This window comes from Paenibacillus allorhizosphaerae (genome assembly GCF_042659105.1).
Classification (GTDB): Bacteria; Bacillota; Bacilli; order Paenibacillales; family NBRC-103111; genus Paenibacillus_G; species Paenibacillus_G allorhizosphaerae.
Window position 1 is genome coordinate 104,646 of the sequence record NZ_JBHSRV010000015.1, and the last position, 21,518, is coordinate 126,163.

Genomic DNA, 21,518 nt, shown 5'->3' on the forward strand with positions numbered 1-21,518 from the left:
CGATTGACAATAGTTTTGAATTGGGGTTAAATGGAAGCATCCGATGGTTCGTTTCTACAGCTAAATTTTTCTAAATGACACCGGTGTCAAATCAGTCAGCAAGGTGAGAGAACATGGATAAAAAATATACAATCCGGGATATCGCGGACTTATCGGGCTATTCGTTCAAAACCGTTTCGCGCGTCATTAACAATGAGCCTAACGTCAAGCCGGACACCCGGGACAAAATTTTAAAGGTCATCGCCGAAACGAATTTTAAACCGAACTTGTTCGCCAAAAATCTAAGTACGAAAACGATGAAGAACGTTCTCGTCTCCATTCGCAAAACGTACGGGCAAAATACGACGCAATGGTTCGATATCCTGATGTCTTACATGAACCAGGCGGCCCGAAGCCGACGGTACAGCTTGATCCAGGAGATCATTTACGATGATGCCGATTTGAGCCATTCTATTCTGGAGCAGTCCAGCGGGTACATCGATGCGGTCGTGCTGTTTTATTTGCAGGAACATGACAAGAGGATCGAATTGGTGCGCGGCAACCGGATCCCGTTCCTATCGTTTGAGCGAAACAGGCAGGTTCCCGTCTCCATTAGCAACAATAACAAGAAAGGCATATTGGAAGCGACGCAGTATTTGTTCGGCAGGGGACTTACCCGCATTTGTCTGCTTCTAGGCGCCAAAATTGAGGTGAACCTGGAGAGGGAGGAGGCGATCAAGGACGTTTACTTGCAAAGCGGCGTATCGCTGGATCAACTGGAAATCGTTTACGACATGAACAATCTGGAACGAATCAAGCTTTTTGTGGACGGCAAGCTGGCATCCGGAGATATTCCTCAAGTTTTCTTCGTCTCAGGGGATGAGAAGGCGATAGCCGTCTATCATTCGATTTATGCGCACGGCCTGTCGATCCCGGGTGATGTTTCGATCATGGGTTTCGATAACATCCCGATTTCCCAATACTACTGTCCGCCTTTGACGACGATGGCGCAAGATTTTGAAAGACTCGCGAACGAAATGTTCGAAGTGATTGAGAAGCTGCTTGATCAAACGGAACCGGTTCATTCCATCGAGGTCGACCCTCGATTGGTTATCCGGGAAAGCGTCAAATAGAGGCGCACAATCCGTCGGGGGCTGAAGCGAAGCGATCGCTTCATGCGTAAGGAGGGTGACGCTGCGCCGTCTCATCCGCTGCATCAGGCATAACAATACGGTTTACAAAAAAACGACAAACATGAGGTGTTTACAGATGTCCAATCATTTTACCAACGCCGTTGGCGAACGGTCCAAATTCAATGAAGACGGCTCCTTCCGTTCGTTTCCAGGAAACACCATCGTTTGCAATTTGACAGACCCGCGCAGCGTGATCGAGGAGATCGTACGGGTACAGCAAGAGCACGCTTCCGCGCTTCCTTTCGCGCATAAATTTTCTTGGACGCCGCCCGAATCGTTTCATATGACGGTCATTGAGCTGCTGTGCCATTATCATCGGAAGACCCCGTACTGGTCGTCCTTTCTGGATCTGGATGCGCCGATTGAGGAAACGGATCATTTTTTTGCAAAAGCACTGGAATCTATTGCGTTCCCTGAGCAATTTCAGATGAAGGTGGAGCGGCTCAACAAAACGACAATTAGCGTAAGCCCTTATGATGAGGCGACGCGTCAGCGTCTTCATGAGTTCAGGGAACAAGTATCCCGCGCGACGGGCGTCCGTTTCCCGAACCACGATAGTTATAGCTATCACATTTCATTCGGCTATCAGCTAATTCAGATGACACCGGAGGAGGAGATGCATTTCAGGCAGTTTCAGCACGAACTTTCACGGCTGCTTGTCGAGAGGCTGAACGTCATTGAAATGGGAAAAGTCGATTATACGGTGTTTGAAGATATGACGAAATTCGTTCCGTATACGCCGGAGGCGCGGGAGTTGCTTCAGCGGGAAAAGCAATCTGTTTAGGAAAACAGCGGAGAGCGGAAGTGCATCTGCGACCTGTTTTCGCTATATTTTGACACCGGTGTCAGTCTGGTTGGATAAGCGCGGCAGCATCATTATGACCAGGGAGGGTTTTAAATATGAAAATAAAAAAGAAGAAGTATGTCGGATTCATCTCCGCATGTGCCGGCTTATCCATCATCCTATCCGGATGCGGCGCGAACTCGGCAAATTCAGAAGATGCCGGCAGCAAAAACAGTCCCCAACAGAACGCGCCATCGGTAAGCACAGAGCCGGTAACGCTTAAAATCGCGATACCGCTCAGCTGGCTCGGAAAAGGCGAATACGAGAAGTACATCGTAGAGCCTGTCAAAAAGAAATACCCTCATATTACGCTTGAGCTTCTCGATGTGTCGGCCTATGATAAGATCGTGGCGGCCGGGCAAATTCCGGATATTGCTTACACCGCTTCCCCGCTGATTAACCGCCTGACTCAGGTCGAATTGCAGGATAACATGGAACCGCTCATTAAAAAATTCAACTTCGATCTTTCCAAGTTAAATAAAGTGGCGTTGGAATCGGTAAAAACGGCAAGCGGCTACGATTATTTAATCGGCATTCCGTTTACGATGCACTTTAATGCACTGTATTACAACAAAGATATATTCGACCGATTCGGCGCGCCCTACCCCAAGGATGGAATGACGTGGGAAGATACTCGGGAGCTTGCAAGAAAAGTGACGCGCTTGGAAGGCGGAATCCAGTATCGCGGCTTGGAGCCCGATTATTCATACCGGGTAGCTTCTGTTCTCGGGCTGGGAATCGACGATCCGAAGACAGGCAAAGCAACGGTAAACAATGACGGCTGGAAAAAAGTGTTTGAATTGCTCAAAAGCATCTACGACATCCCCGGCAATGCCGCGCTTAAACTCGGAACCCCGGCGCAGGATCTATACTTTAAGACGAGGACGCTAGCAATGCTGCAGGGATTGAACTTCTTGCCGAGCTTTAACGGGGCGGAGGGGCTGAACTGGGATATGGTCCAATATCCGCAGTTCAAGGAAGCGCCGAATACGGGCATGCAGGTGGATGAATGGATTTTGCATGTGACGAAGCAGAGCAAATATAAAGATCAGGCGTTCCAGGTCATTGCCACCGTATTATCGGAAGAAGTGCAGACCGATATGGCGCGAAACGCAAGATTCCCGATATTGACCGGAAAGAAGGTGGAGGAGGAGTTCGGCAAGGACATACCTTATTTGCAAGGGAAAAACTTGAAAGCGGCTTTTCTGTCTCAGCCTTCAAAAGCCCTGCCGATTACGAAATATGGAGAAAGCACCAGAAAAATAATGGAGGACGCGATCAAACCGGTCATTAAAGGGGAAAAGGATATTAACACGGTCCTTCGCGAATCCGAGGAAGCCATTAACAAATTAATTGAGAAGGATAAGAGCAAATAAGCCTTGATAAATAGAGGATATTGCTTCCAAATGAAGTGCGAGCCGCAATCCATAATGAGTGGACAAGGAGATGCAAACGATGGATAACCAAAAGACAACGGAAAAGAACGGAATCACCAGGAGGAAAATGTTGACGGCGCTAGGGGCGGCTGGCGCAACGTTAGTCGCGGGAGGATTATTAGGCGCTGTACCGCCCGGCGTAACCGCACAATCGGTCACGCAATCCGTCTACGGCGGCAATAACGGCACAAGCTCCGGGATAGCGCTGTATAACGTGAAAGATTTCGGGGCCGCAGGCGATGGAACCGCGGACGATACGGCGGCGATTCAAGCTGCGCTCGATTATGCGTATGCGCAGGGCGGCGGGACGGTGTACGTTCCCGGCGGCATCTACCCGATCACCGCTACGCTCAGCATATTTGCCCGTACGAAGCTGGAGTTGGCAAACGATGCGTCAATTCGCCGGAACAGCAGCAACGTTAAGCCGATGCTGACCAATGGGCGGAAAGGGCAGAACACGGGGCCCGGATACGACGGCCATGGGGACATTGAGATTGCCGGAGGAACGTGGGACGGCAACTCGGCGAACTTCCCGACGCAATTTCCGCATATGTCGTTTGCCCATGCCAAAAATTTGGTCATCCGCGATACGAAAATCATTAATAACGTTAACGATCACCACATTGAAGTCAATTCCACGAACGGCTGCCGCATTTTGAATGTGTGGTTTCAAGGGTACCTCCGGACGTCGAGGGAGGCGGAGGCAATCCAGATCGACTTGTCGACGCAAAGCGCTTTTCCGCATTTCGGGCCATGGGACAATACCACCTGCAAAAATGTTTTGGTCGATGGCTGCACTTTTATCGACTGCTGCCGGGGCGTAGGAAGCCACTCGGTAGTCGACGGCTACAATCACAGCAACATCCGGATCGCCAACTGCCATTTCGAGAATATGTCGGACAACGCTATTTTTGCATGGAACTATGATAATTTGCTCGTCAGCGGCAACACGTTTCAGGACTGCGTGTCCGGTATCGACATCTCCTCCAGAGCCGGCGAAGTCCATAACGTGATCGTTTCCGGCAATATTTTAAGAAAAATCAATCCGAAAAGCGATTGGGGCGCCATTCGAGTGTATACGCCTGTAAGCGTTGCCACGGCTGGAGGACGGGTTCACAACATTGCGATCACCGGAAATATAATAGAAGATGTATCGGGTGTCGTAGGCATTCACGCCAACCAAATTTCGCGAATTACGATAAGCGATAATACGGTGCGCAATATCGGTATGAGTGCGACGGGGAAAGGGATTTACGTCGGCAGCTGCATGGAGGGGGCGGTCGTCAGCGGCAATCACGTAACGCAATGTACGGAGAGAGGCATCGCGGTCGTTCAGTCGCAAGGACCGGTCAACATTGTCGGCAATGTTGTCGCTGCGGCCAAATCGCACGGCATTCATTCCGACAGCTGCCAGAACGTGGTATGCACCGATAACGCCGTCACCGATACGGGCAAAGACGGAGTAGGCAACGGAATATATTTTCTGAATACCCATCGCTCGCAAATGGCGGACAACATCATAACGAACAGTGCGGAGAACAACATCAATATGAAGAACAGCAATGATTGCAATATAAACAATAATACGTTGACGGGAGCGCCTTTAAAAATATCCGACGGAAATCAGAGGCATTACGTTGGGGGCAACATTGTTAGAAGAGGCGACAAGTCGATGGCGGACGGCGTCATTGTTGCTTCCAGTTCGTCAAGCATCGCACTGCTCGCTAACGATTTGAGGCTGTCGGGGACTTCCGGGGCCATCAACGACAGCGGTTCGGAGACGATCAAGTCAGGCAACCTGACGGATACCGGCATCGTCTAGAGGGAGCATGCTTCGCTTGGCGGACTGCGGGGAAGCAGTCCGGTTTCGATTTCGTATTGCTGAGATAAACGGCCCGACCGTTCTTGCTCTGTATCTGCGACTCTGCGTTGCCAATGGAGAGCACAGCCGGCGGTGCCGTTTATCCTTCGCTGCTGAGGGCATGTGCTACCTTCTCCGTTTCACCCTGCACGGAACTACATTCCGTGACCGGAAAGGCGTGGAGCGCATCGTCACAGTTTTTCTTGGAGACTGGAACGTTTGGACGATCCGAGGCACATCCTGATTGACCATCCGCTTTAACAGCTCAATCGCCGCGCCGTACTTCTTGTAATTGTAATCCCCGGTTTTGTTATCCACGAAAGCGTAAGGCAGCTCCCCCGGCGTACTGTACGCGATGACGCGTCCGTCAAATTCCGCCAAAAAGCCAAGGGGAGAGTCTTCGTAGCCCCGGTCGATCCATTCCTTTTTCGTCATTCGATAAATAAGCAGCGCAAAAATATCGTCGTATACCTTTCCTTTATACTTAAAACGGAAATGCACCTCATACTCCGTTTCGCGATCCAGTTTGGCTCTGCTCACAATGCAGTAATTGCGCCACCATCCTGGAAAACGCAGCGTAAACCCATAGCGTTCGTTCCGGTATACAATCTGGTTCCGTTTGATCACTCGACCCGAGCTCCTTTCCGTTTGACCGCTTACTATAACGTATTCAAGGAAAGGACGGATTATGGCTTGAACCAGAGGTTTTTGAACTGCACCCAATCCAGTGCATCGAGCGAAATGCCTTTGACCGAAGAATGATAAATCGTCTTCAATCGTTTGAAATATAAAAAATGCAGCACCATCCTGCCGGTCAAATGCGACTCGATCGCCTGCAGCAAGCCGGCGCGCCGGTCGCGCGCAGGCTCGCGCAGCGCCAGTTCAAGCAGGGCGGACACCTTCGCTTTGGCGCGGGGCTCGAGGTGGCGCTGCATGCTTTTGTACAAATCGATGATCCGCAGCTCGGCATCATTGTCGAGCATGATGGAGAAGAGCAGCAAATCGGCATACAGCCGCTGCTCCCCCTTGAATTCCTCTACCGTCAGCAGCTTTACTTCGACGGCAAGTCCGGCTTCCTGCAGCTGCGACTGAACAAGCAGCGCATCCCGTTCGTATTGGGTGATGGTACATAGAGACAGCCGTTCACCGGCATAACCGGCGCGTTTCAGCAGCGTACGAACCGCATCGGGCGGGTAGCGGAACGGTTCGGACGCTGCGGCGTGCTCCGTCTGGTGGCGGATAAAGCTGTCCGCGCAATAGATCGCGTCCCCGCTGAGCCGCTCGAGCAGCTTGCCCCGTTCCAGGGCGGCACAGACGGCGCCGCGCAGGGCAGGGTCGCTGAGCGGGCCTTGCTTCAGCAGGTTGAAGGTCAGGAAACGGCACGTCGTCCCTTGCTGCTGCACTTGCTGCCACGAATCGGCCGCCTCATCGGGCAGCCGGTAATTGTGAATGACCTGGAAGCTTTCCAGCGCCCGGTACCGGTCCTTTTCCTGAAGGCCTTCGATGGACCAGAGCTCGACCCGGTCGAGATGCGCTCTGCCTTGGAAATAAGCGGGAAACGCATCGAGCACGCACATCGACCGGTCAAGGTGCGTGAGCTTGAAGGGGCCGGTGCCAACGGGCGAGAGCGAGAACCCGTCACCGGCTTCCTCGCAGCTGTCGGCGGGTACGATCGAGGCCCGGCTTGTGCCGGCGAACTGAAGGAACAGTTCGTTCGGTTCCGTCAGCTTGAAGCGGATGGTAATCGGGTCGACGGCTTCCACCGATTCGATTTGCTGCAGCACCCAGCTGTACAAGGAGCCTTTGGCGCGCTTCATGAGCCGCTCGAACGTATACCGGACGTCATCCGCCGTCAGCTCGCGACCGTGATGAAACTGCACGCCTTTGCGCAAATGAAACGTCCAGCAGGTGCGAGTCTCGTCCGTCTCCCAGGCGTGAGCGACGTGCGGCTGTATCGTTTGCGTCAGCCGGTTATAGCGGACGAGCGGGTCGAATAACTGATGCACGAGATGCGCCTCCGTAGAGAAGTTCATGGTGGCGGGATCGAGCGAATGCAGCGCTTGGGTTAACGGAAAACGGAGCGTGTCGTATCGTTTGCTGCCCTGTACTTCGCTGCTATACCCGAAATAACCGTTCAGCCAGCTGTGAAAATTTTCCTTCAGCGAATCGGGCAGCGTGGACACGTTCATTTGCTCCAGCGCGCCGCGCAAATCTTTTTTTTCCACCAGCTCTTTGGCGACGGCCAAGATCATATTCTCGGCAGGAAGCAGAAACGTTAGCAGGGAGCGGCTGCCCCGGCCGCGCTTCGGAGCCCACTGCAGCCAGCCTTCGCCGCTCATCCTTCCGAGGATCAGCACGACGTTGCGATGGGTGCATCCGAGCAGCATCGCCAGCTCGTCTAAAGTAACGTCAATTTCTTGACGTTCCGGGATATGAGGGTAATGACCGCGCAGGCGTATATAATGGCTGGCAAGCTTCATAAGACCATCCTTTCCGTACAAGACAAGGGCATCCGAACGTAACACCGAAAAATATGAAATTTCATAATTAAAACTTACTCTTTTTATTCCTGTTTTACAAGCTACAATAAACGTTGTAGGCTACCATGACGGGAGGTTTATAGTCCTATGAACGGATTGGCATGGAATAAACGAAAGGCGGCGCACCGCAGTGCCGTACGTTGGCCGTTGACGATGTCCTGGAGAATGCAGCTGATCGCCGAAGCGGAAGCGGCCGCCCGCAAGGCCGAGACCGGCGCGGAGCTAAGCAGGGCCGTCTGGGCGCTGGCCAAGATTGCGTACGCGCAAATGGAGGAGAAGACGCCTGAAGTGCTGCTGTTTGTCCGCGAGGAAACGGTGGCGCGCAAGCTCTCCGCCGCCTTTGCCCTCCCGGACGGTGCAGCGAAGCTGCTGCTCGAGCTGGCGGCTGGCGACGCGGAGGAGAACGTCGTGAAAACGAAGGATGCGACGACCATTCGATCGCTGCAGAAGCTTGCGGTTCGTTTGATTCAATATACAAGAAGCGTCAGGCTGGCGTTAATAGCCGCGCGCTGAACTGGTGCTACGAAGCCAGCATTGCTCCGCAATGCTCTTAGGAGGGAACCCAATGTCCGGCAATTCCACCGATACTGTGAAGGAAAGATGGATGCTGCTGGCCGCGCTCGGTTGCGGCATAGCGCATTACTATTTGTTTTTCGGCAACGAGTGGGGCGTGTCTTACCCGATCTTCGTCCTTCTGTTCTATTCGTACTTGTTTTGGGCTTTAAGGGAAAGGCAAGTACTTGCATTCAGTTGGCCGAATGCATTGTTGATACCGGTGCTGCTGCTCTCGCTTACATACGTTCTGTTTACGAATTTATTGTTGGCCGTATTGAACGCGCTTGCCGTGCCGCTGCTGATTGTGTGCCATGCAACATGGCTGGTTCACGCGGACACATTGCGCAAGCGGACATCCAGCGCGGCCGTCCTCGTCATGGAACAGCTGTTTATTCATACGATGCAGTATATTCCCAGGCCGACTGTCGTCTTGGTTCAATCGGTCGCAGGCAAACTGAAGGCGGGCCGTTCCCGGGAGCTGCTCAAGGTGCTGATAGGGCTGCTGCTTTCCGTTCCGCTGCTTATTATCGTCGTGACCTTGCTCGCTTCCGCGGATTCGATGTTCGACCGGACGATGTCGAAGCTTCCGCAGCTGTTGGAGGAGGCGGAGGTGGCGACGGGAGTATTGCGCCTGTTGTGGATCGGCGTGATCGCTTCCGGGCTGTTCGCTTTCATTTGGGGATTGCTGCATCCGAAGCCGCCTCAACACCAACCGAAGCAAGAGGAGGGCGCCGTACAGTGGGAGCCTCCTGCGCTGCCGGCAGCCCCTCTTCCGCGAATGGATGCGACCGTCGCCATCACGATGCTGGTTATGCTAAATAGCGTGTATTTGTTGTTTGCGGTCGTGCAGTTCTCTTACTTTTTCGGCGGCGGCACGGCCGACCTGCCGGACGGGACGACGTACGCGGCTTACGCGCGCAGAGGCTTTGCGGAGCTCGTCGTAGTCACGCTGATCAATTTGACGGTCATGATGGGCTCCTTATACGGGGTCAAGCGCCCGGGCGCGGGAGGTTGGGCGGTTTTGCGCGTGCTGCTGGCGGTCATGGTCGGTTTTAGCGGCATTATGTTGAGCTCGGCTTATTTGCGCCTGTCTATGTATGAAGAGGCCTACGGTTACACCATGACGCGGATCCTGGTACACGCTATTATGCTGTTCCTAATTGTGCTCTTCGTGCTAGCACTGGTAAAGCTGTGGAGGCAAGAGACGCCGTTGCTCCGCTGCTATTGCATCGCAGGAGTGGTTGCGTACGTCATTGTGAACTACGCGAACGTCGACGTGATGATCGCGCGCAATAACATGGATCGATACGAAGCAACGGGCAACGTCGATACCCGTTATTTGGCGAGTTTGAGCTACGAGGTCGTGCCGCACCTGCTGGCTTGGAAACAAAAACACCCGGACATGCCGGGGATCGATGAAGCATTGCAGGATATGAGATCCAGACTGACGCCTACCGGCGAATCCGCATGGATGGAGTTTAACTGGTCGGAGCGGAGAGCAGCCAAGGCGTTAAAGGAGAGCGAATAGCGACAAATGTTCAACCGCCGCTGGTCCCCCCGTACTTCCGCCGATAATGCGCAAGAGCGAGCAAAGGCCATATCCGATTGTAGCTGTAGTAGCGGATATAAAAGTCGCCGGGCAGGCCGGCTCCCGTCGGATACGAAGCGGTCCAATCGCTGCGGTTCAGGGAGGCGATGAGCGAATCGACGCCCCGCTCCATGCTCGCTGTCGGCTTGTCGAATACGGCAATCAGCGCATCCAGTGCCCAAGCCGTTTGCGAAGGAGTGCTTGCGCCAAGAGGGATATATTGACGCTGTTGGTCGCTAAGACACGACTCTCCCCAGCCGCCGTCCGCGTTTTGCGCGTTCAGCACGAAACGGACCGCCTTTTGAATCGTTTCATGCCCGGACGAAACGCCAACCGCCTTCAAGCCGGTTAAGGCCGCCCACGTGCCGTACAAATAACATACACCCCATCGGCCGTACCAAGAGCCGTCCGGCTCCTGGCGTTCGAGCAGCCAATCGACGCCTTGCTTTACCAGAGGATGCCGCTGTGTAAGCCCGCATCTCCCCAAATATTCCAGAACGCGTCCGGTCAAATCGGCCGTAGAAGGGTCGACAGCCGCCGCATCGGCTCCGTCGATCGGCAGCATAGCCAGCAGCGCATTGTCTTTGCCCCGTTCAAAGGCTGGCCATCCTCCATCCTTATTCTGGATGGAAAGCACCCACTGCAGCCCCCGATCTACGGCATCGCGCACCTGTGGGGCATCCGTCTCGCGCGACGGAGATAACGCGCGCAGGGCGGCGGTCGTATCGTCCACGTCCGGGTTCATCGTGTTCCGGTCGGAGAAGCCCCAGCCGCCGACAACGGCACTCTTGGCGCTTTTGCTCCAATCGCCGATCCGCGTGTGCTGCCGCGAAAGCAAATAACCGCGTGTTTTTTCGATCGAAGGATGGGACGGGGGAGTTCCGGCTTGTTGAAGGGCATCGGCGATTAGCGCGGTGTCCCATACGGTTGAATCGAAATTTTGCACATGAGGCAGACCGTCATTCGTCAGAACCAAAGATTTCAGCCCTTGTATCGCACGAACGATGACAGGGTGATCGGGCGGATAGCGCCGTGCGAGCAGCGCGTAAATCATAAGGATGGTGCCGCTGGCATAATTATACACCAAACCGTCCGGCTCAATCCGCTCGAGCATGTACTGCTCCGCGCGCTGCAGCCCGAGCTTACGGGCCTCCTTAGGCAGCATTGCGAGCTTGCTTACTCCGCTTGCGGCTTCCTTCAGAAGCGAGTCCAAGACGCGGCTTCGGCCAGAATCGGGCGAGTGGAGGGGATCGCCGTGATGCGGAAGCAGAAGATCGGACAGATCGGGCGCGGTTGCGGGTTGGATGTGGAACCGGCGATCCGAGAGGATCATGACGGGGGCCAGATGCACGCGGGCGGGAGCGGAAAATGTATAGAAATGGAGCGGCAGCGACTCCGGCAGCAGCATCAGCTCTACAGGAATCCGCAGCAGCGTAGACCACGGGTAATGCCCGGTAACGGCAAGCATGACTTTGGTCAATAAGCCGCTAATCTGGCGAAGCCCGCCACGGGATATTATGAATTGCCGGGCGCGGACGATCCGCTCGTCGGAGCGGTCGATCAAGCCGGAGTAGAGCAGGGCGCAGTATGCCTCGACCGTTGCGGACAAATGTCCGTCCGCTTCATCCGCAAACCATTTCCAGGCTCCGTTCGTTTCCTGTTTGCTTAACAACCTTGATGACAAACCCGATATGAATTTCGCATCGTCCATATGTAACGTTCTTAACAAAATGATCAAATAAGAATCGATCGACACGCCGGTTTCTACCCCGAATCGCCACGAACCGTCAGCGGCCTGCAGGGATACAAGCTCGCGGGCGAGATGCTCGACGGCTCCATCCGTTCTTGCAAGCAAAGAGCACATAACGCCATCATTCCTTTCCCGATAATTCATGTTATGGGGCAAAGCCGGGAAACATGCAGCGCATTCGTTGACACTCGAATTGTCAATCGTTATTATTATCCATAATGATAATAGTAAGAGGTGATTGTGTGGCTGGCAGTTCTACGTTGATCGGTATTGTGATCCAAATGACGATTGTTTTGGCGCTCGTCATCACGGCGGCCGTTTATTTGCTCCGCAAAGAGCGGATTGCGCTCAAGCCGATGCTGATCGGCGCGCTTGTGTTTTTATTGTTTTCGCAAGTTTTGGAAAAAGGACTTCATGTATATATGCTGCAGTTGAACCCGGTAACGGCAGCCTGGCTCCAACATGCGTGGCTGTTCGCAACCTACGGCGCGCTTGCGGCCGGTGTGTTTGAAGAACTGGGAAGGTATGTGGCTTTTCGCTGGTGGTTGAAGCGGCGGAGAAGCTGGGGGGACGGCTTGTCGTTCGGACTCGGGCACAGCGGGGTCGAGGCGCTGCTGATCGGCGTTGTGGGCGGAGCGCAGATGCTTGCGCTCGCTGTAATGTACAATAACGGCACGCTGCAGCAGAAGCTCGGCGGCCTTCCGCCGGAGACGGCGGAAGCGCTGGTTGCCGGCTTGTCGGGCACGCCGCTTCATCTTTACGTGCTCGGAGGCGTCGAACGCATTGCGGCGTTTTTGCTCCACCTCGCTTTTAGCATCATGGTGCTGCAAGGAGTAAGATCGCGCCGCTTCCACTACGTCCTCGCAGCGATCGGGTTGCATGCCGCCGTAGACTTTGTTCCGGCATTGTATCAAGCGAAAGCCGTATCCGTCTACGCGGCGGAAGCCGTCGTCGTGCTCGCCGGTATTGCCGGATTCATGTATTTGCGGCGAATGAAGAAGAATGATAGCCGCGAATGGCTTCCGGAATCAGATGGAGAGAAGAGATCGTGAGAAAGGCCCCCTGCGGCTGAACGTTCACTTCAACCTGGTTATATGCCCATTCCAGCTCCGCGGGCATGAAGATGGCGTGAATGCCGCACGTTAGCGCCGGAATAATGTCGGTTCGCAGCGAATTGCCGATCATCCAGGTGCGGCTCCGGTCGAAGCCGCGGGAGTGCACGATGTTTTCCAGAAACTGTTCGTTTTTGTGGCGCGTAATATGAATCCGGTCGCCGAAAAACCGCTCCAGCCCGGCTTCCGTCACTTTGCGCATCTGGATCTTGTGGTCGCCGCCCGTGTACAAATGCAGCTCATGCCCTTCGCTTTGCAGCTCCCGAAGCGTTTCCTCCATATAAGGGTAAGGCTCGATGCTGTGCCCGTATACGGTGGCGCCAAGCTCTCTCAAGCGCTCGATGTCCTCCTGCCGCTTGGCGCGGCCAGTTACATCCGAATAATGGTCGTACGTATCAACGAACGATTGTGGAAAATGATCCGGCGCAAAGCCGCTGACGAGCACCCGGCTCAGATCGATTTCCGTTTGCTTTTTTTTAATCTCCTCTACATTCAGGTGATAGCCGTGAAACCAGGTTTCCATCTGATCCGCAAATTGATCGATGACCAGGTCGAAATATTTGTTGCAATAAATTAGCGTATCGTCCATGTCGAAGAGGATCGTCTGTTTCACCATGTCTCTCGCTCCTACTCTTCTTGAACTTGTCCTTTTCGATTTGAGCCGAACAAGTTTTTCTCTCCATTATATCATGATCGGGTCCGAGATCGCATCCGTCTGCGGCTCGGTCATTTCGCTCTGCCCCTGAAAGACGGCACCTTGTTCGATGATTAACGAATTGGCCCTGACCGTACCGGACAGGCGGCCGGTAGACGTGATTCTTACGAAGCCTTCTGCTTGCACGCGGCCTTCCAGCCTGCCGGCAATAATGACATTATGGGCGCGAATTTCGGTGGCGCGAATACAGCCTTTCTCCCCGACCGCGACATCGCCGGAGGAATGCAGTATTCCCTGAAATTCTCCCTCGATCCGCAGATCGGAAGTAGCGTGGAGCGTGCCGTCGAACAGACTGCCTTCGCCGATTAGCGAAACGGCGCCCGGCCGGTTTTTATTTCCGGACCATCGCATCATCATAACCATTCATTCCTTTCTAGTGTGGGCGGGCAAGTACGGCCCGGGGTCGGTGCTCTTGCCGTTATGCAGCACTTCATAATGCAGATGAGGCCCGGTGCTGCGTCCGGTTGTGCCGAGCTTGCCGATCGGCTGCCCCTTGGCCACCCGGTCCCCCTTATGAACGTCGGTCCGGTTCAGGTGCATATACCACGTACGCAATCCGGAGACATGCTCGATCACAATATTGTGGCCGTGGAGCTTGTCGTATCCGACGGAATGAACTACCCCGTTTGCCGCGGCATAAACCGGATCGTTCAGCTTGCCTGCGATATCGATACCCTTATGGAAGCTCAGCTTGCTCGTAAACGGGTCTTTGCGATATCCGTAAGGCGAAGTAACGATGCGTGACAGCGTTGGCCACAAGCTGGGAATTTGATGGACGCGCTCCTGTTTCTCTAGCAGCTGTTTCTTGGATTCGCGAAACCGGGATTCCAGCGCGTGCATTTCCGTTTGCAGCGAAGCGTACTTTTGGCCGGTCACGGAAGCCAGTTCCCGCACCTGCTCGGCGGTTACCGCAATCGCGGGACCGCCGACGCCTCCCGCAGCCAGGTCGGCCGCCTCGTTCGGCGGCGCCGCCGACACAGGATTACCGCTTTTTTTCGCCTCGGGCGCCAGTTTTTGCAAATCCTGCTCCAGCCGCTTCATTTCTTCGACTTTCGTACCTACCTCGGCCGCCTGTTTCGATAGAGTGTGAATTTCATTTTTCAACTGTTCGATCGTTGCGTTTTTATGTTTCAAATCTTGCTCCAGCTGCGATTTTTTGCCGCTCAGCTCCGTGGTCCTCAAATAGACGGAAGCGGCGGAGTGCATGTGCTGCAAGTAAATCGCGCCCGATGTTCCGACGAGCAGCAGAAGCGCAAAGATTGCGCCCCATAAAGCTCCCCGGGATAGTTTGACACGGACAACGCTGCCGTTCGCCTCCGGGATGATGATGAACGTCAACTTGTCTTGAAACGACTTATAATTCATGACTTCTCCTTTCGGTATGTTGCGCTCGCTCCCGGCATACATTTCGTAGGGGGGAGGGAGTGAATTTGGTCATTGGAAAAACAAGCCGCATGAATTTGATGGCGCGTCTGGCCACACATCTTCATCGCGAAGTTGCTCTGCAGGCCGAAGGTTTCGAGAGCGAACCGGGTGTCCTGCAGAAGGTCGGCAAGCGATTCATTCGCGTAAACGGACAGTTTTTCGTACCTGCGACAATGCAGGAAATCGTTCTTTTGGATAATGCCGCCAAAGGAAAGGGAACGCAGCTCTATGTTCGTACGACATACGGCCGCCAGTTTCAGGCAAAGCTCGTTCGCTCCGGCGTCGATTTTGTCGAATTGGTCGTGAGCCGTCAGGAAGAGGAAGAAGAAGAGCTCTTAGTACTCATCCCTTTGAACAAAATCATCGGCCTGGGACCTTAAAGCAGTTTCCATATCGCTCATGGTTCCATGCTCAGGAGGTTCCGGCCCTCGAATCGGTACGTTTAGAGCCGTGAATTTCCATGTAAGTAGACCCGACGCACAGCACGATGCAAAGACCGAAGCCGTATCCGCTGAGCGTCCCGATCAACGATATGGTCGGGCTGAAAGCCATGCCCAAAGCGATGAAACCCAGGCTCAAAGCGATCAACGCATTGCTGGTGATCATCCAGGAGCGGTATGAAATGCTCCGTTTGAATTTGTTCATTTTCTGCGCACTCTGCTGCGGTTTGGCGTCGGCACTCGACGAGGAGGGCGACTGACCTGATGACTGGCTCTCCGGAGGCGGGACGGGAAATCTGCGCAAGAGCAGCAGAATGAGCAAAAACAAAATGGGCTGATAGCTCAGAACAATGGCCGGAGAGCTGTAATTGCCGAAGCTGAAAATGTCCGTCGTGCTTTTGAACGCTAAAATGGTCGTAAGCAGCAGAAGCAAGCTGACCGGTGTATTGAGGTGCGTGTAATCCCGTTTTTTAATCAGGCTGGCGAACCCGCTCAGAAAGGCAAGGTAAACCAAGATCACCTTGCAGGCCGTAACGGGATACCATACGCTCAGCATGAACAGATCGAGACGATCCAGGAAATCGGTCACGTGAATTTGCTGTACCAGGCTGTACATCGGATAAATCATGTTGCCGGGGATGTTCGAACCGAGCACAAGCACTTCAACGAAGGTGGTCAGGATCAGAATAAAGGTAGCCAGCAACGCCCCGTGCCTGATAGCCGAATGTACCTGCCTTGCGCTCCAGATCGTATGCAGGAATGCGCCGACAATAAAGATGTCGCCATACCAACCGATACCGAGCATGCTGACATCGCTTAAATGCTGCCGCGTTAAAGTAAGGATCGGTTCGACCAATCGCTTATGCAGCTCGTTGGACAGCAGGAGCGGTAGGAGCAGCATAAGCAATATAAAAAAAGGAAAAAAAATATCGTTTACCCTTCCGATGACTTCCACCGTACTTCGCCCGTAAAACATGAGCAGCAGCATAAACAGCAGCACCACGATTTCTTCGGGCGTATTGGGCAGCAGGACGGTATTGATAAATTTGCCGAATGAGCGCAAGTCGCGCATTAGAATAAGCCATATATGCAGCAAAAGGATCAAATTAACGATCGTTCCAAGGAATCGTCCGAAAATCGTAAAGATAATCTCGAACATGTTCTTTTTCGGAAACCGCCGAGCCATCTGGGAAAACACATAGGCGATCAGGAGAATATAGACGAGCGGAATAATGAAGCTGAACCAGGCATCCATTCGGGCAATTCGGACAAGCTCGTGCTGGATGCTGACCAGCCCTCCTCCAGTGATTAAAGCGCCGATCAGCCATGCGTATTGACGCTCATTAATGACGATGATGTTTTTGTTCATTCTTTGCCCCCGTTCTTCTACTTCGCATGGATAAGGGAGAATACCCACGTTGATACGTTATTGATGAAATACTGCGTAGGCATGGGCGGTTTTATTCCAAAGATGATAGAGATATAGAGCAACCCGGTGAGGAACAGCAAGCTGAAGTACATTCGCTTCATGCTCTTGCCCAGTTTCGGAATTGCTTTCAGATCCAGGAAAAGCAGGTACAGCATGAGCAGCAGCACCCACAGCAGAAACTGGCTGTTCATTGACCCAGTCCTTTCTTGGTGATGTTTTCATAAATCAAGCCGGTATCCGTCATAATCGAATTCACTTTTACATTGAACTCGGCATCTTTCATGAGAGATGGCCATTCCGAAGCATACCGGTCATTCCACAATTTCGGATAAGCCCGCCATAAATCGTTGCCGAACTGCACCGGATCGACTTCTTTCTTCTGCAGCGTTCGAATCGTTTGTTCAATCGCCTTCGTAACCTTATCGGATAGGATGTTCTCCACCTTCCGGATATTTGCGGTTTGACTCAAATCATAGAAACCGATCGTTTCCACAATTCTCACCCGAACGTCCATGCCGATATCGTAATGCGGCTTTCCGTTAATCAGGTGAACGCGGATGTGAGAATCGGCCCTATTAATTCTGGTCGTCATTTTAACGTGCTCTTCCACATTTACGGTGACAATCGACTCGCTATTGAGGCGCTTGAGCATCGATAACCCGATCGCTTCTTGTTCTTCCATGATGCCGACCATTTTATCGCCCTTGAATAGCGCATAGCCGGTGTTCATAATTTCCCGGGACGTCTTTTCGCTTTTTTCCGACTCCTTGATCGACATATAAAGCACCATCGTATCGCCGCCGGTACTGCTCATCATAACCGCCGTGTCCTTCATATTTAAATTCAGCACCATCCGGGATTTCGCAAGCTCCCTGATGGCCTCCGACGGAAAACGTTCGAAGCGTGGCGAAGATTGAAGCAGCTCGTACGCCTTTCCTTTCGTAATAATCAGGTTCGTCGTCATCCGGCTCTCGGGGGAACGGGGAGTGGAGTCGAATACGTTGCGAATGCCTCTGCTCCGCGCGTATTCTTCACCGACCAGCAAAGTTCGCCTATGGGCAAGGAACATGCGCCTCGACATCCGGGCTTGCAGCTTGGCCTGAGCATCCCTCACCGTTTCTCCGATCTCGGAATCGATATAATAGCTTTTTTCTCCACCCGTTCCTCCTCCGCCGCCGCTTGCGCCGCCCATCTGACCGGGAAGCGGCAGCATAACGGTGTACCGGATGCGCCCGTCCTGCTCCATATCAACCGCCGATGTCAAAATGAAAGCAAGGTCGTTGATTTCCGTCCGATCCCAGCAGCCTTGAATACAAAGGAGCGGCCAGGGGAGCAGCAGAAGGGTGAGGATGATCCGCTTCATTCGACGTCTCCCCCCCGTTCTTGTTCATGCCGGATGGTCTTCCCTTTCTGTCCGCCTTGATCCATAATTTCTTGCGGAAGTTCCTCCCCGATTCGCTGCGTATCCTGCAGCGAAAGATAGGCGGGCCTGTTTCTCATTGTCCACCAAGGCGCGCGAATCATTACGTCTTTCAGATCGGACGAGGACAGCGGACCGATCGGGGACAAATACGGAACCCCGAAGGAGCGCAAGGTCGCCATATGGCCCAAAATCAGCATAACCGAGATCATGATGCCGTACATTCCGAATAACGATGCGGCGATCATGATGGGGAAGCGCAGCATCCGGATGGCGATTGCCCCGTTGAAACGGGGGATGGTGAACGATGCGATTCCCGTAATCGAGACGACGATAACCATTGGCGCGGATACGATCCCGGCTTCCACAGCGGCTTGTCCGACGACAAGGGCGCCGAGAATACTGACGGCCGAGCCGATCGCCTTCGGCAGCCGGATCCCGGCTTCGCGAAGCGCTTCGAACGTGATCTCCATGATCAGCGCTTCAACCACCGCCGGGAACGGAATAGCCTCGCGGGCGGCAGCAACGGAAAGCAGCAGCGTCGTCGGCAGAAGATCCTGATGATAAGTCGTTATGGCGACGTACATCCCCGGCGTGAGCAGCGACAAAATGAGAAAAACATACCGGAGCCAGCGTATCAGCGTAGCGATTTGGAAACGTTCGTAGAAATCCTCGCTCGCCTGAAGAATTTCGGCAAAGACGAAAGGCACGATCATCACGAAAGGGGTTCCGTCCACCATGATGGCGACGCGTCCTTGCAGCAGCGACGCAGCAACGACGTCCGGCCGTTCCGTATATTGAATCTGAGGAAACGGGGAGTAAGCCGAATCCTGAATAAACTCTTCGATATATCCTGACTCGAGAACGGCATCGATATCGACTTTATTGAGCCGCTGGACCACCTCTTCGACGATGGCGGGGTCGGCAAGATTGTGAAGATAAGCGACTACGATGCTCGTATTGCTTTCCCGTCCGAGCGTCAGCGGTTTCATCTTGAGATGCGGCGTTTTCAACTTCCGGCGGACCATCGACGTATTCGTCCGCAAGTTTTCGACGAACCCTTCGCGCGGACCGCGAACGACCGATTCGGTGTCCGGCTCATTGATGGAACGTTTCTCCATCCCCCGGATGCCCATCATTAGCGCTTTGTTGTTGCGCTCCACGATCAAGCCGGTGTCTCCGCCCAGCACGGATAGCAGCAGATCCGAGTAATTGTCGGTTTTTTGGATTTGCGAGACGGGGAGCGTCGTATCCGTAATGTTGTCGATCAGCGATTCTTCGCCTTCCAGAATCATAAGCGACTTCATCGCATCGTTAACCAGATCGGTGTTGACCATCCCGTCGATAAAAAACATGATGGCATTCAGGCTGTTTTGTATTTTGAACTCGCGGATCACAAAATCGGAGCTGTCCTGGAACAGCTCGTCCAAATATGATTTATTCTCCTCCAGCGTCATAAAAACCGGTACCGATTTGAGCTCTTGGATAAAGCGGTAGTTCAGCTTTTTCAGCTGTTCGTCCCGTTCTTCTTTCCGCCTATTTTTTTTGCCGCGTCGCGCTATGAGCATGGGAGCACCTCCTTCGGCAACTTTGCGAGCCTATTCCGGTATATTTTTCACCAAAAGCAAAATTTTATGACAAATCGAACGAATGCGGTAAAATAAATGGGGAATAGGCGGGAGATTCAAGGTAAAAGATAGAAAGACGGCTGCCGTGAAAACGGGGCCCGTGCGGAGGGGGAGAAGCGATTTGCTGTGGCTGGTTTTCGCCTTGGTATTATTCATATTTCAAATATTGACCATTCTTGTCGGGGAATTCCGTCGTCCGTCCAAGGCCATGGCGTGGATGTTTATCTTATTCGTTTTCCCGATTATCGGCTTTGTCATGTATTATTTTTTGGCCAAAGAATATACACAGCGTAAAAAGGTGAAGCGCGGGCGAATGCGCAATATGACCGATATCCGGTATTTGGGCAAAAAACACCGGCCCGCTTCCGAATTTGACGCCGGATTCGACGAAGAACGGCTGAACGGGTGGCGCCACGAACCGAGGCTGTTTTCGCTGCTCGGCAACATTCCCGGCGCGCTCATTACCCGCAGCAACGAAGTCACCGTGCTGACGAATGCGGCAGCGGCTTACCCATCCATGTTGGAGGCGATGGAGCGCGCGATATCGCATATTCATTTTGAATTTTATACGATCCGCAACGACGGAATCGGCAAGAAGTTTCACGAATTGTTGATACGAAAAGCGCGTGAAGGCGTTCAGGTGCGCTGTATTTTTGACGGAATCGGAAGCTATCAGCTCGATAACCGGTTCATTGATGAATTGAAGAGAGCGGGGGCGGAAGTATATATTTTTTTACCGGCGGTGTTCGCGTTTTTCGATAAGCGGGCCAATTACCGCAACCATCGCAAAATACTAGTGATCGACGGGACGATCGGCTTTTTGGGCGGCATCAATATTGGAGATGAATATTTGGGCGGCAATCCGCATCTCGGCTTTTGGCGGGACACCCACATGAGGCTGGAAGGAGACGCCGTTTACTCGCTGCAGCAAACATTTTTGAACGACTGGATGTTCGTCAGCGGGCAGCGGCTCGCCGACTCCGAATTATTTCCCGAGCACGAACAGCTAGGGAATAAACCGGTGCAAATCATATCCAGCGGACCGGACGCCCATTGGGACGCCATTTTGGAGATGTATTTCGGTGCGATCGCCGCGGCGAACAAACGCGTGTTCATCACGACGCCGTATTTCATCCCGGATCCGAGCATTATGATGGCGCTCAAAACAGCGGCCATCAGCGGCGTAGACGTGCGGATCATCTTTCCGCAAAATCCCGACTCGAGAGTGGTGAATTACGCATCTTTGTCTTTTTTGGAGGAATTGATGCAAGCGGGCGTTCGTTTTTATGCCTACCAAAAAGGCTTCATCCATGCGAAGGTCATCGTGATCGACGAACTGCTCGCTTCGGTAGGAACGGCCAATCTGGACATGCGCAGCTTCTTTAGCAACTTTGAATTGAACGCCGTGCTGTTCGACAAGGAGACGATTCACCGGCTTGAGAACGACTTTTTGCAGGACCTCAAAGATTGCACCGAAGTGAAGCTGGAGGAATTCGAAAAAAGATCGCGTTGGCAGAAGGGGAAAGAAGTGATCGCGCGGCTGCTGTCGCCGCTATTTTAGTCGTTTCGCCAGATCGACGATGCACAGCGGCCAGGCAGGGCG

At 53.4% G+C, this 21,518-nt stretch carries 19 protein-coding genes; 9 read left to right on the forward strand and 10 right to left on the reverse strand.

Going from position 1 to position 21,518, the window contains the following annotated elements; genetic code table 11:
* Window positions 1-113: 113 nt before the first annotated feature.
* From ACFQI7_RS31680 to ACFQI7_RS31695, 4 genes are all read left to right on the forward strand, one after another.
* Entirely contained in the window at window positions 114-1,112 is a 999-nt protein-coding gene (locus ACFQI7_RS31680) for a LacI family DNA-binding transcriptional regulator (protein ID WP_218101715.1), read from the forward strand.
* A 136-nt stretch (window positions 1,113-1,248) separates the two neighbouring features.
* Window positions 1,249-1,956, forward strand: coding sequence for a DUF1868 domain-containing protein (locus tag ACFQI7_RS31685; protein WP_218101714.1), 708 nt, complete (start codon window positions 1,249-1,251; stop codon window positions 1,954-1,956).
* Between the two features lie 116 nt (window positions 1,957-2,072).
* Window positions 2,073-3,392 (forward strand): ABC transporter substrate-binding protein, encoded by a 1,320-nt coding sequence (locus ACFQI7_RS31690; protein WP_218101713.1) that lies wholly within the window; start codon window positions 2,073-2,075, stop codon window positions 3,390-3,392.
* 79 nt (window positions 3,393-3,471) lie between these two features.
* A complete protein-coding gene (locus ACFQI7_RS31695; protein ID WP_218101712.1) occupies window positions 3,472-5,274 on the forward strand; it encodes a right-handed parallel beta-helix repeat-containing protein in 1,803 nt (600 codons plus the stop codon).
* A gap of 165 nt (window positions 5,275-5,439) precedes the next feature.
* On the opposite strand, the gene ACFQI7_RS31700 is transcribed toward ACFQI7_RS31695, so the two are convergent.
* Together ACFQI7_RS31700 and ACFQI7_RS31705 are read right to left on the reverse strand one after the other, a co-directional pair.
* Window positions 5,440-5,940, reverse strand: a complete 501-nt coding sequence (locus tag ACFQI7_RS31700; RefSeq protein ID WP_218101711.1) for a hypothetical protein — start codon at window positions 5,938-5,940, stop codon at window positions 5,440-5,442.
* 59 nt (window positions 5,941-5,999) lie between these two features.
* Window positions 6,000-7,793, reverse strand: a complete 1,794-nt coding sequence (locus ACFQI7_RS31705) for an ABC transporter substrate-binding protein (RefSeq protein WP_218101710.1) — start codon at window positions 7,791-7,793, stop codon at window positions 6,000-6,002.
* Window positions 7,794-7,940: 147 nt separating this feature from the next.
* Here ACFQI7_RS31705 and ACFQI7_RS31710 point away from each other — a divergent pair, with 147 nt between their 5' ends.
* Both ACFQI7_RS31710 and ACFQI7_RS31715 read left to right on the forward strand, forming a co-directional pair.
* Window positions 7,941-8,366 (forward strand): hypothetical protein, encoded by a 426-nt coding sequence (locus ACFQI7_RS31710; RefSeq protein WP_218101709.1) that lies wholly within the window; start codon window positions 7,941-7,943, stop codon window positions 8,364-8,366.
* Window positions 8,367-8,418: 52 nt separating this feature from the next.
* Window positions 8,419-9,936: a DUF4153 domain-containing protein gene (locus tag ACFQI7_RS31715; RefSeq protein ID WP_218101708.1), complete on the forward strand. Its 1,518-nt coding sequence runs from the start codon at window positions 8,419-8,421 to the stop codon at window positions 9,934-9,936.
* A 10-nt stretch (window positions 9,937-9,946) separates the two neighbouring features.
* Here ACFQI7_RS31715 and shc read toward each other — a convergent pair whose 3' ends face one another.
* On the reverse strand, window positions 9,947-11,860 hold the full coding sequence (shc, locus tag ACFQI7_RS31720; RefSeq protein ID WP_218101707.1) for a squalene--hopene cyclase: 1,914 nt from the start codon (window positions 11,858-11,860) through the stop codon (window positions 9,947-9,949).
* Window positions 11,861-11,988: 128 nt separating this feature from the next.
* Between shc and ACFQI7_RS31725 the strand changes: the two genes are divergently transcribed.
* Entirely contained in the window at window positions 11,989-12,798 is an 810-nt protein-coding gene (locus tag ACFQI7_RS31725) for a YhfC family intramembrane metalloprotease (protein WP_218101706.1), read from the forward strand.
* Here ACFQI7_RS31725 and ACFQI7_RS31730 read toward each other — a convergent pair.
* From ACFQI7_RS31730 to ACFQI7_RS31740, 3 genes are all read right to left on the reverse strand, one after another.
* Window positions 12,722-13,474, reverse strand: a complete 753-nt coding sequence (locus ACFQI7_RS31730; RefSeq protein WP_218101705.1) for an HAD family hydrolase — start codon at window positions 13,472-13,474, stop codon at window positions 12,722-12,724. The genes ACFQI7_RS31725 and ACFQI7_RS31730 overlap by 77 nt on opposite strands.
* 66 nt (window positions 13,475-13,540) lie before the next feature.
* The gene (locus tag ACFQI7_RS31735) at window positions 13,541-13,930 is read right to left on the reverse strand and encodes a bactofilin family protein (protein WP_230415446.1); all 390 of its coding nucleotides are present in this window, start codon (window positions 13,928-13,930) and stop codon (window positions 13,541-13,543) included.
* Between the two features lie 6 nt (window positions 13,931-13,936).
* The gene (locus ACFQI7_RS31740; RefSeq protein WP_218101704.1) at window positions 13,937-14,938 is read right to left on the reverse strand and encodes a M23 family metallopeptidase; all 1,002 of its coding nucleotides are present in this window, start codon (window positions 14,936-14,938) and stop codon (window positions 13,937-13,939) included.
* A 59-nt stretch (window positions 14,939-14,997) separates the two neighbouring features.
* Between ACFQI7_RS31740 and ACFQI7_RS31745 the strand changes: the two genes are divergently transcribed.
* Window positions 14,998-15,378: a hypothetical protein gene (locus ACFQI7_RS31745; protein ID WP_230415444.1), complete on the forward strand. Its 381-nt coding sequence runs from the start codon at window positions 14,998-15,000 to the stop codon at window positions 15,376-15,378.
* A gap of 31 nt (window positions 15,379-15,409) precedes the next feature.
* Here the strand turns inward: ACFQI7_RS31745 and ACFQI7_RS31750 are convergent, their stop codons facing one another.
* From ACFQI7_RS31750 to ACFQI7_RS31765, 4 genes are read right to left on the reverse strand one after another with little or no spacing between them, the layout of a single operon-like run.
* On the reverse strand, window positions 15,410-16,807 hold the full coding sequence (locus ACFQI7_RS31750; RefSeq protein ID WP_218101703.1) for a GerAB/ArcD/ProY family transporter: 1,398 nt from the start codon (window positions 16,805-16,807) through the stop codon (window positions 15,410-15,412).
* Window positions 16,808-16,824: 17 nt separating this feature from the next.
* Window positions 16,825-17,058 carry a hypothetical protein gene (locus ACFQI7_RS31755; protein WP_218101702.1) on the reverse strand — a complete coding sequence of 78 codons (234 nt, stop codon included), beginning with the start codon at window positions 17,056-17,058 and terminating at the stop codon, window positions 16,825-16,827.
* Entirely contained in the window at window positions 17,055-18,230 is a 1,176-nt protein-coding gene (locus ACFQI7_RS31760; RefSeq protein WP_218101701.1) for a Ger(x)C family spore germination protein, read from the reverse strand. Before ACFQI7_RS31760 ends, ACFQI7_RS31755 begins: the two co-directional genes overlap by 4 nt.
* A complete protein-coding gene (locus tag ACFQI7_RS31765; protein ID WP_218101700.1) occupies window positions 18,227-19,855 on the reverse strand; it encodes a spore germination protein in 1,629 nt (542 codons plus the stop codon). The genes ACFQI7_RS31760 and ACFQI7_RS31765 overlap by 4 nt, the downstream gene beginning before the upstream one ends.
* Window positions 19,856-20,036: 181 nt before the next feature.
* On the opposite strand from ACFQI7_RS31765, the gene cls reads away from it, so the two are divergent.
* On the forward strand, window positions 20,037-21,476 hold the full coding sequence (gene cls / locus ACFQI7_RS31770) for a cardiolipin synthase (protein ID WP_218101699.1): 1,440 nt from the start codon (window positions 20,037-20,039) through the stop codon (window positions 21,474-21,476).
* Window positions 21,477-21,518 lie beyond the last annotated feature (42 nt).

Coding starts and splice junctions, on each gene's coding strand:
- ACFQI7_RS31680 (WP_218101715.1), top strand. CDS start 114: ATGGATAAAAAATATACAATCCGGGATATCGCGGACTTATCGGGCTAT.
- ACFQI7_RS31685 (WP_218101714.1), top strand. CDS start 1,249: ATGTCCAATCATTTTACCAACGCCGTTGGCGAACGGTCCAAATTCAAT.
- ACFQI7_RS31690 (WP_218101713.1), top strand. CDS start 2,073: ATGAAAATAAAAAAGAAGAAGTATGTCGGATTCATCTCCGCATGTGCC.
- ACFQI7_RS31695 (WP_218101712.1), top strand. CDS start 3,472: ATGGATAACCAAAAGACAACGGAAAAGAACGGAATCACCAGGAGGAAA.
- ACFQI7_RS31705 (WP_218101710.1), bottom strand. CDS start 7,793: ATGAAGCTTGCCAGCCATTATATACGCCTGCGCGGTCATTACCCTCAT.
- ACFQI7_RS31710 (WP_218101709.1), top strand. CDS start 7,941: ATGAACGGATTGGCATGGAATAAACGAAAGGCGGCGCACCGCAGTGCC.
- ACFQI7_RS31715 (WP_218101708.1), top strand. CDS start 8,419: ATGTCCGGCAATTCCACCGATACTGTGAAGGAAAGATGGATGCTGCTG.
- shc (WP_218101707.1), bottom strand. CDS start 11,860: ATGTGCTCTTTGCTTGCAAGAACGGATGGAGCCGTCGAGCATCTCGCC.
- ACFQI7_RS31730 (WP_218101705.1), bottom strand. CDS start 13,474: ATGGTGAAACAGACGATCCTCTTCGACATGGACGATACGCTAATTTAT.
- ACFQI7_RS31735 (WP_230415446.1), bottom strand. CDS start 13,930: ATGATGATGCGATGGTCCGGAAATAAAAACCGGCCGGGCGCCGTTTCG.
- ACFQI7_RS31740 (WP_218101704.1), bottom strand. CDS start 14,938: ATGAATTATAAGTCGTTTCAAGACAAGTTGACGTTCATCATCATCCCG.
- ACFQI7_RS31750 (WP_218101703.1), bottom strand. CDS start 16,807: ATGAACAAAAACATCATCGTCATTAATGAGCGTCAATACGCATGGCTG.
- ACFQI7_RS31755 (WP_218101702.1), bottom strand. CDS start 17,058: ATGAACAGCCAGTTTCTGCTGTGGGTGCTGCTGCTCATGCTGTACCTG.
- ACFQI7_RS31760 (WP_218101701.1), bottom strand. CDS start 18,230: ATGAAGCGGATCATCCTCACCCTTCTGCTGCTCCCCTGGCCGCTCCTT.
- ACFQI7_RS31765 (WP_218101700.1), bottom strand. CDS start 19,855: ATGCTCATAGCGCGACGCGGCAAAAAAAATAGGCGGAAAGAAGAACGG.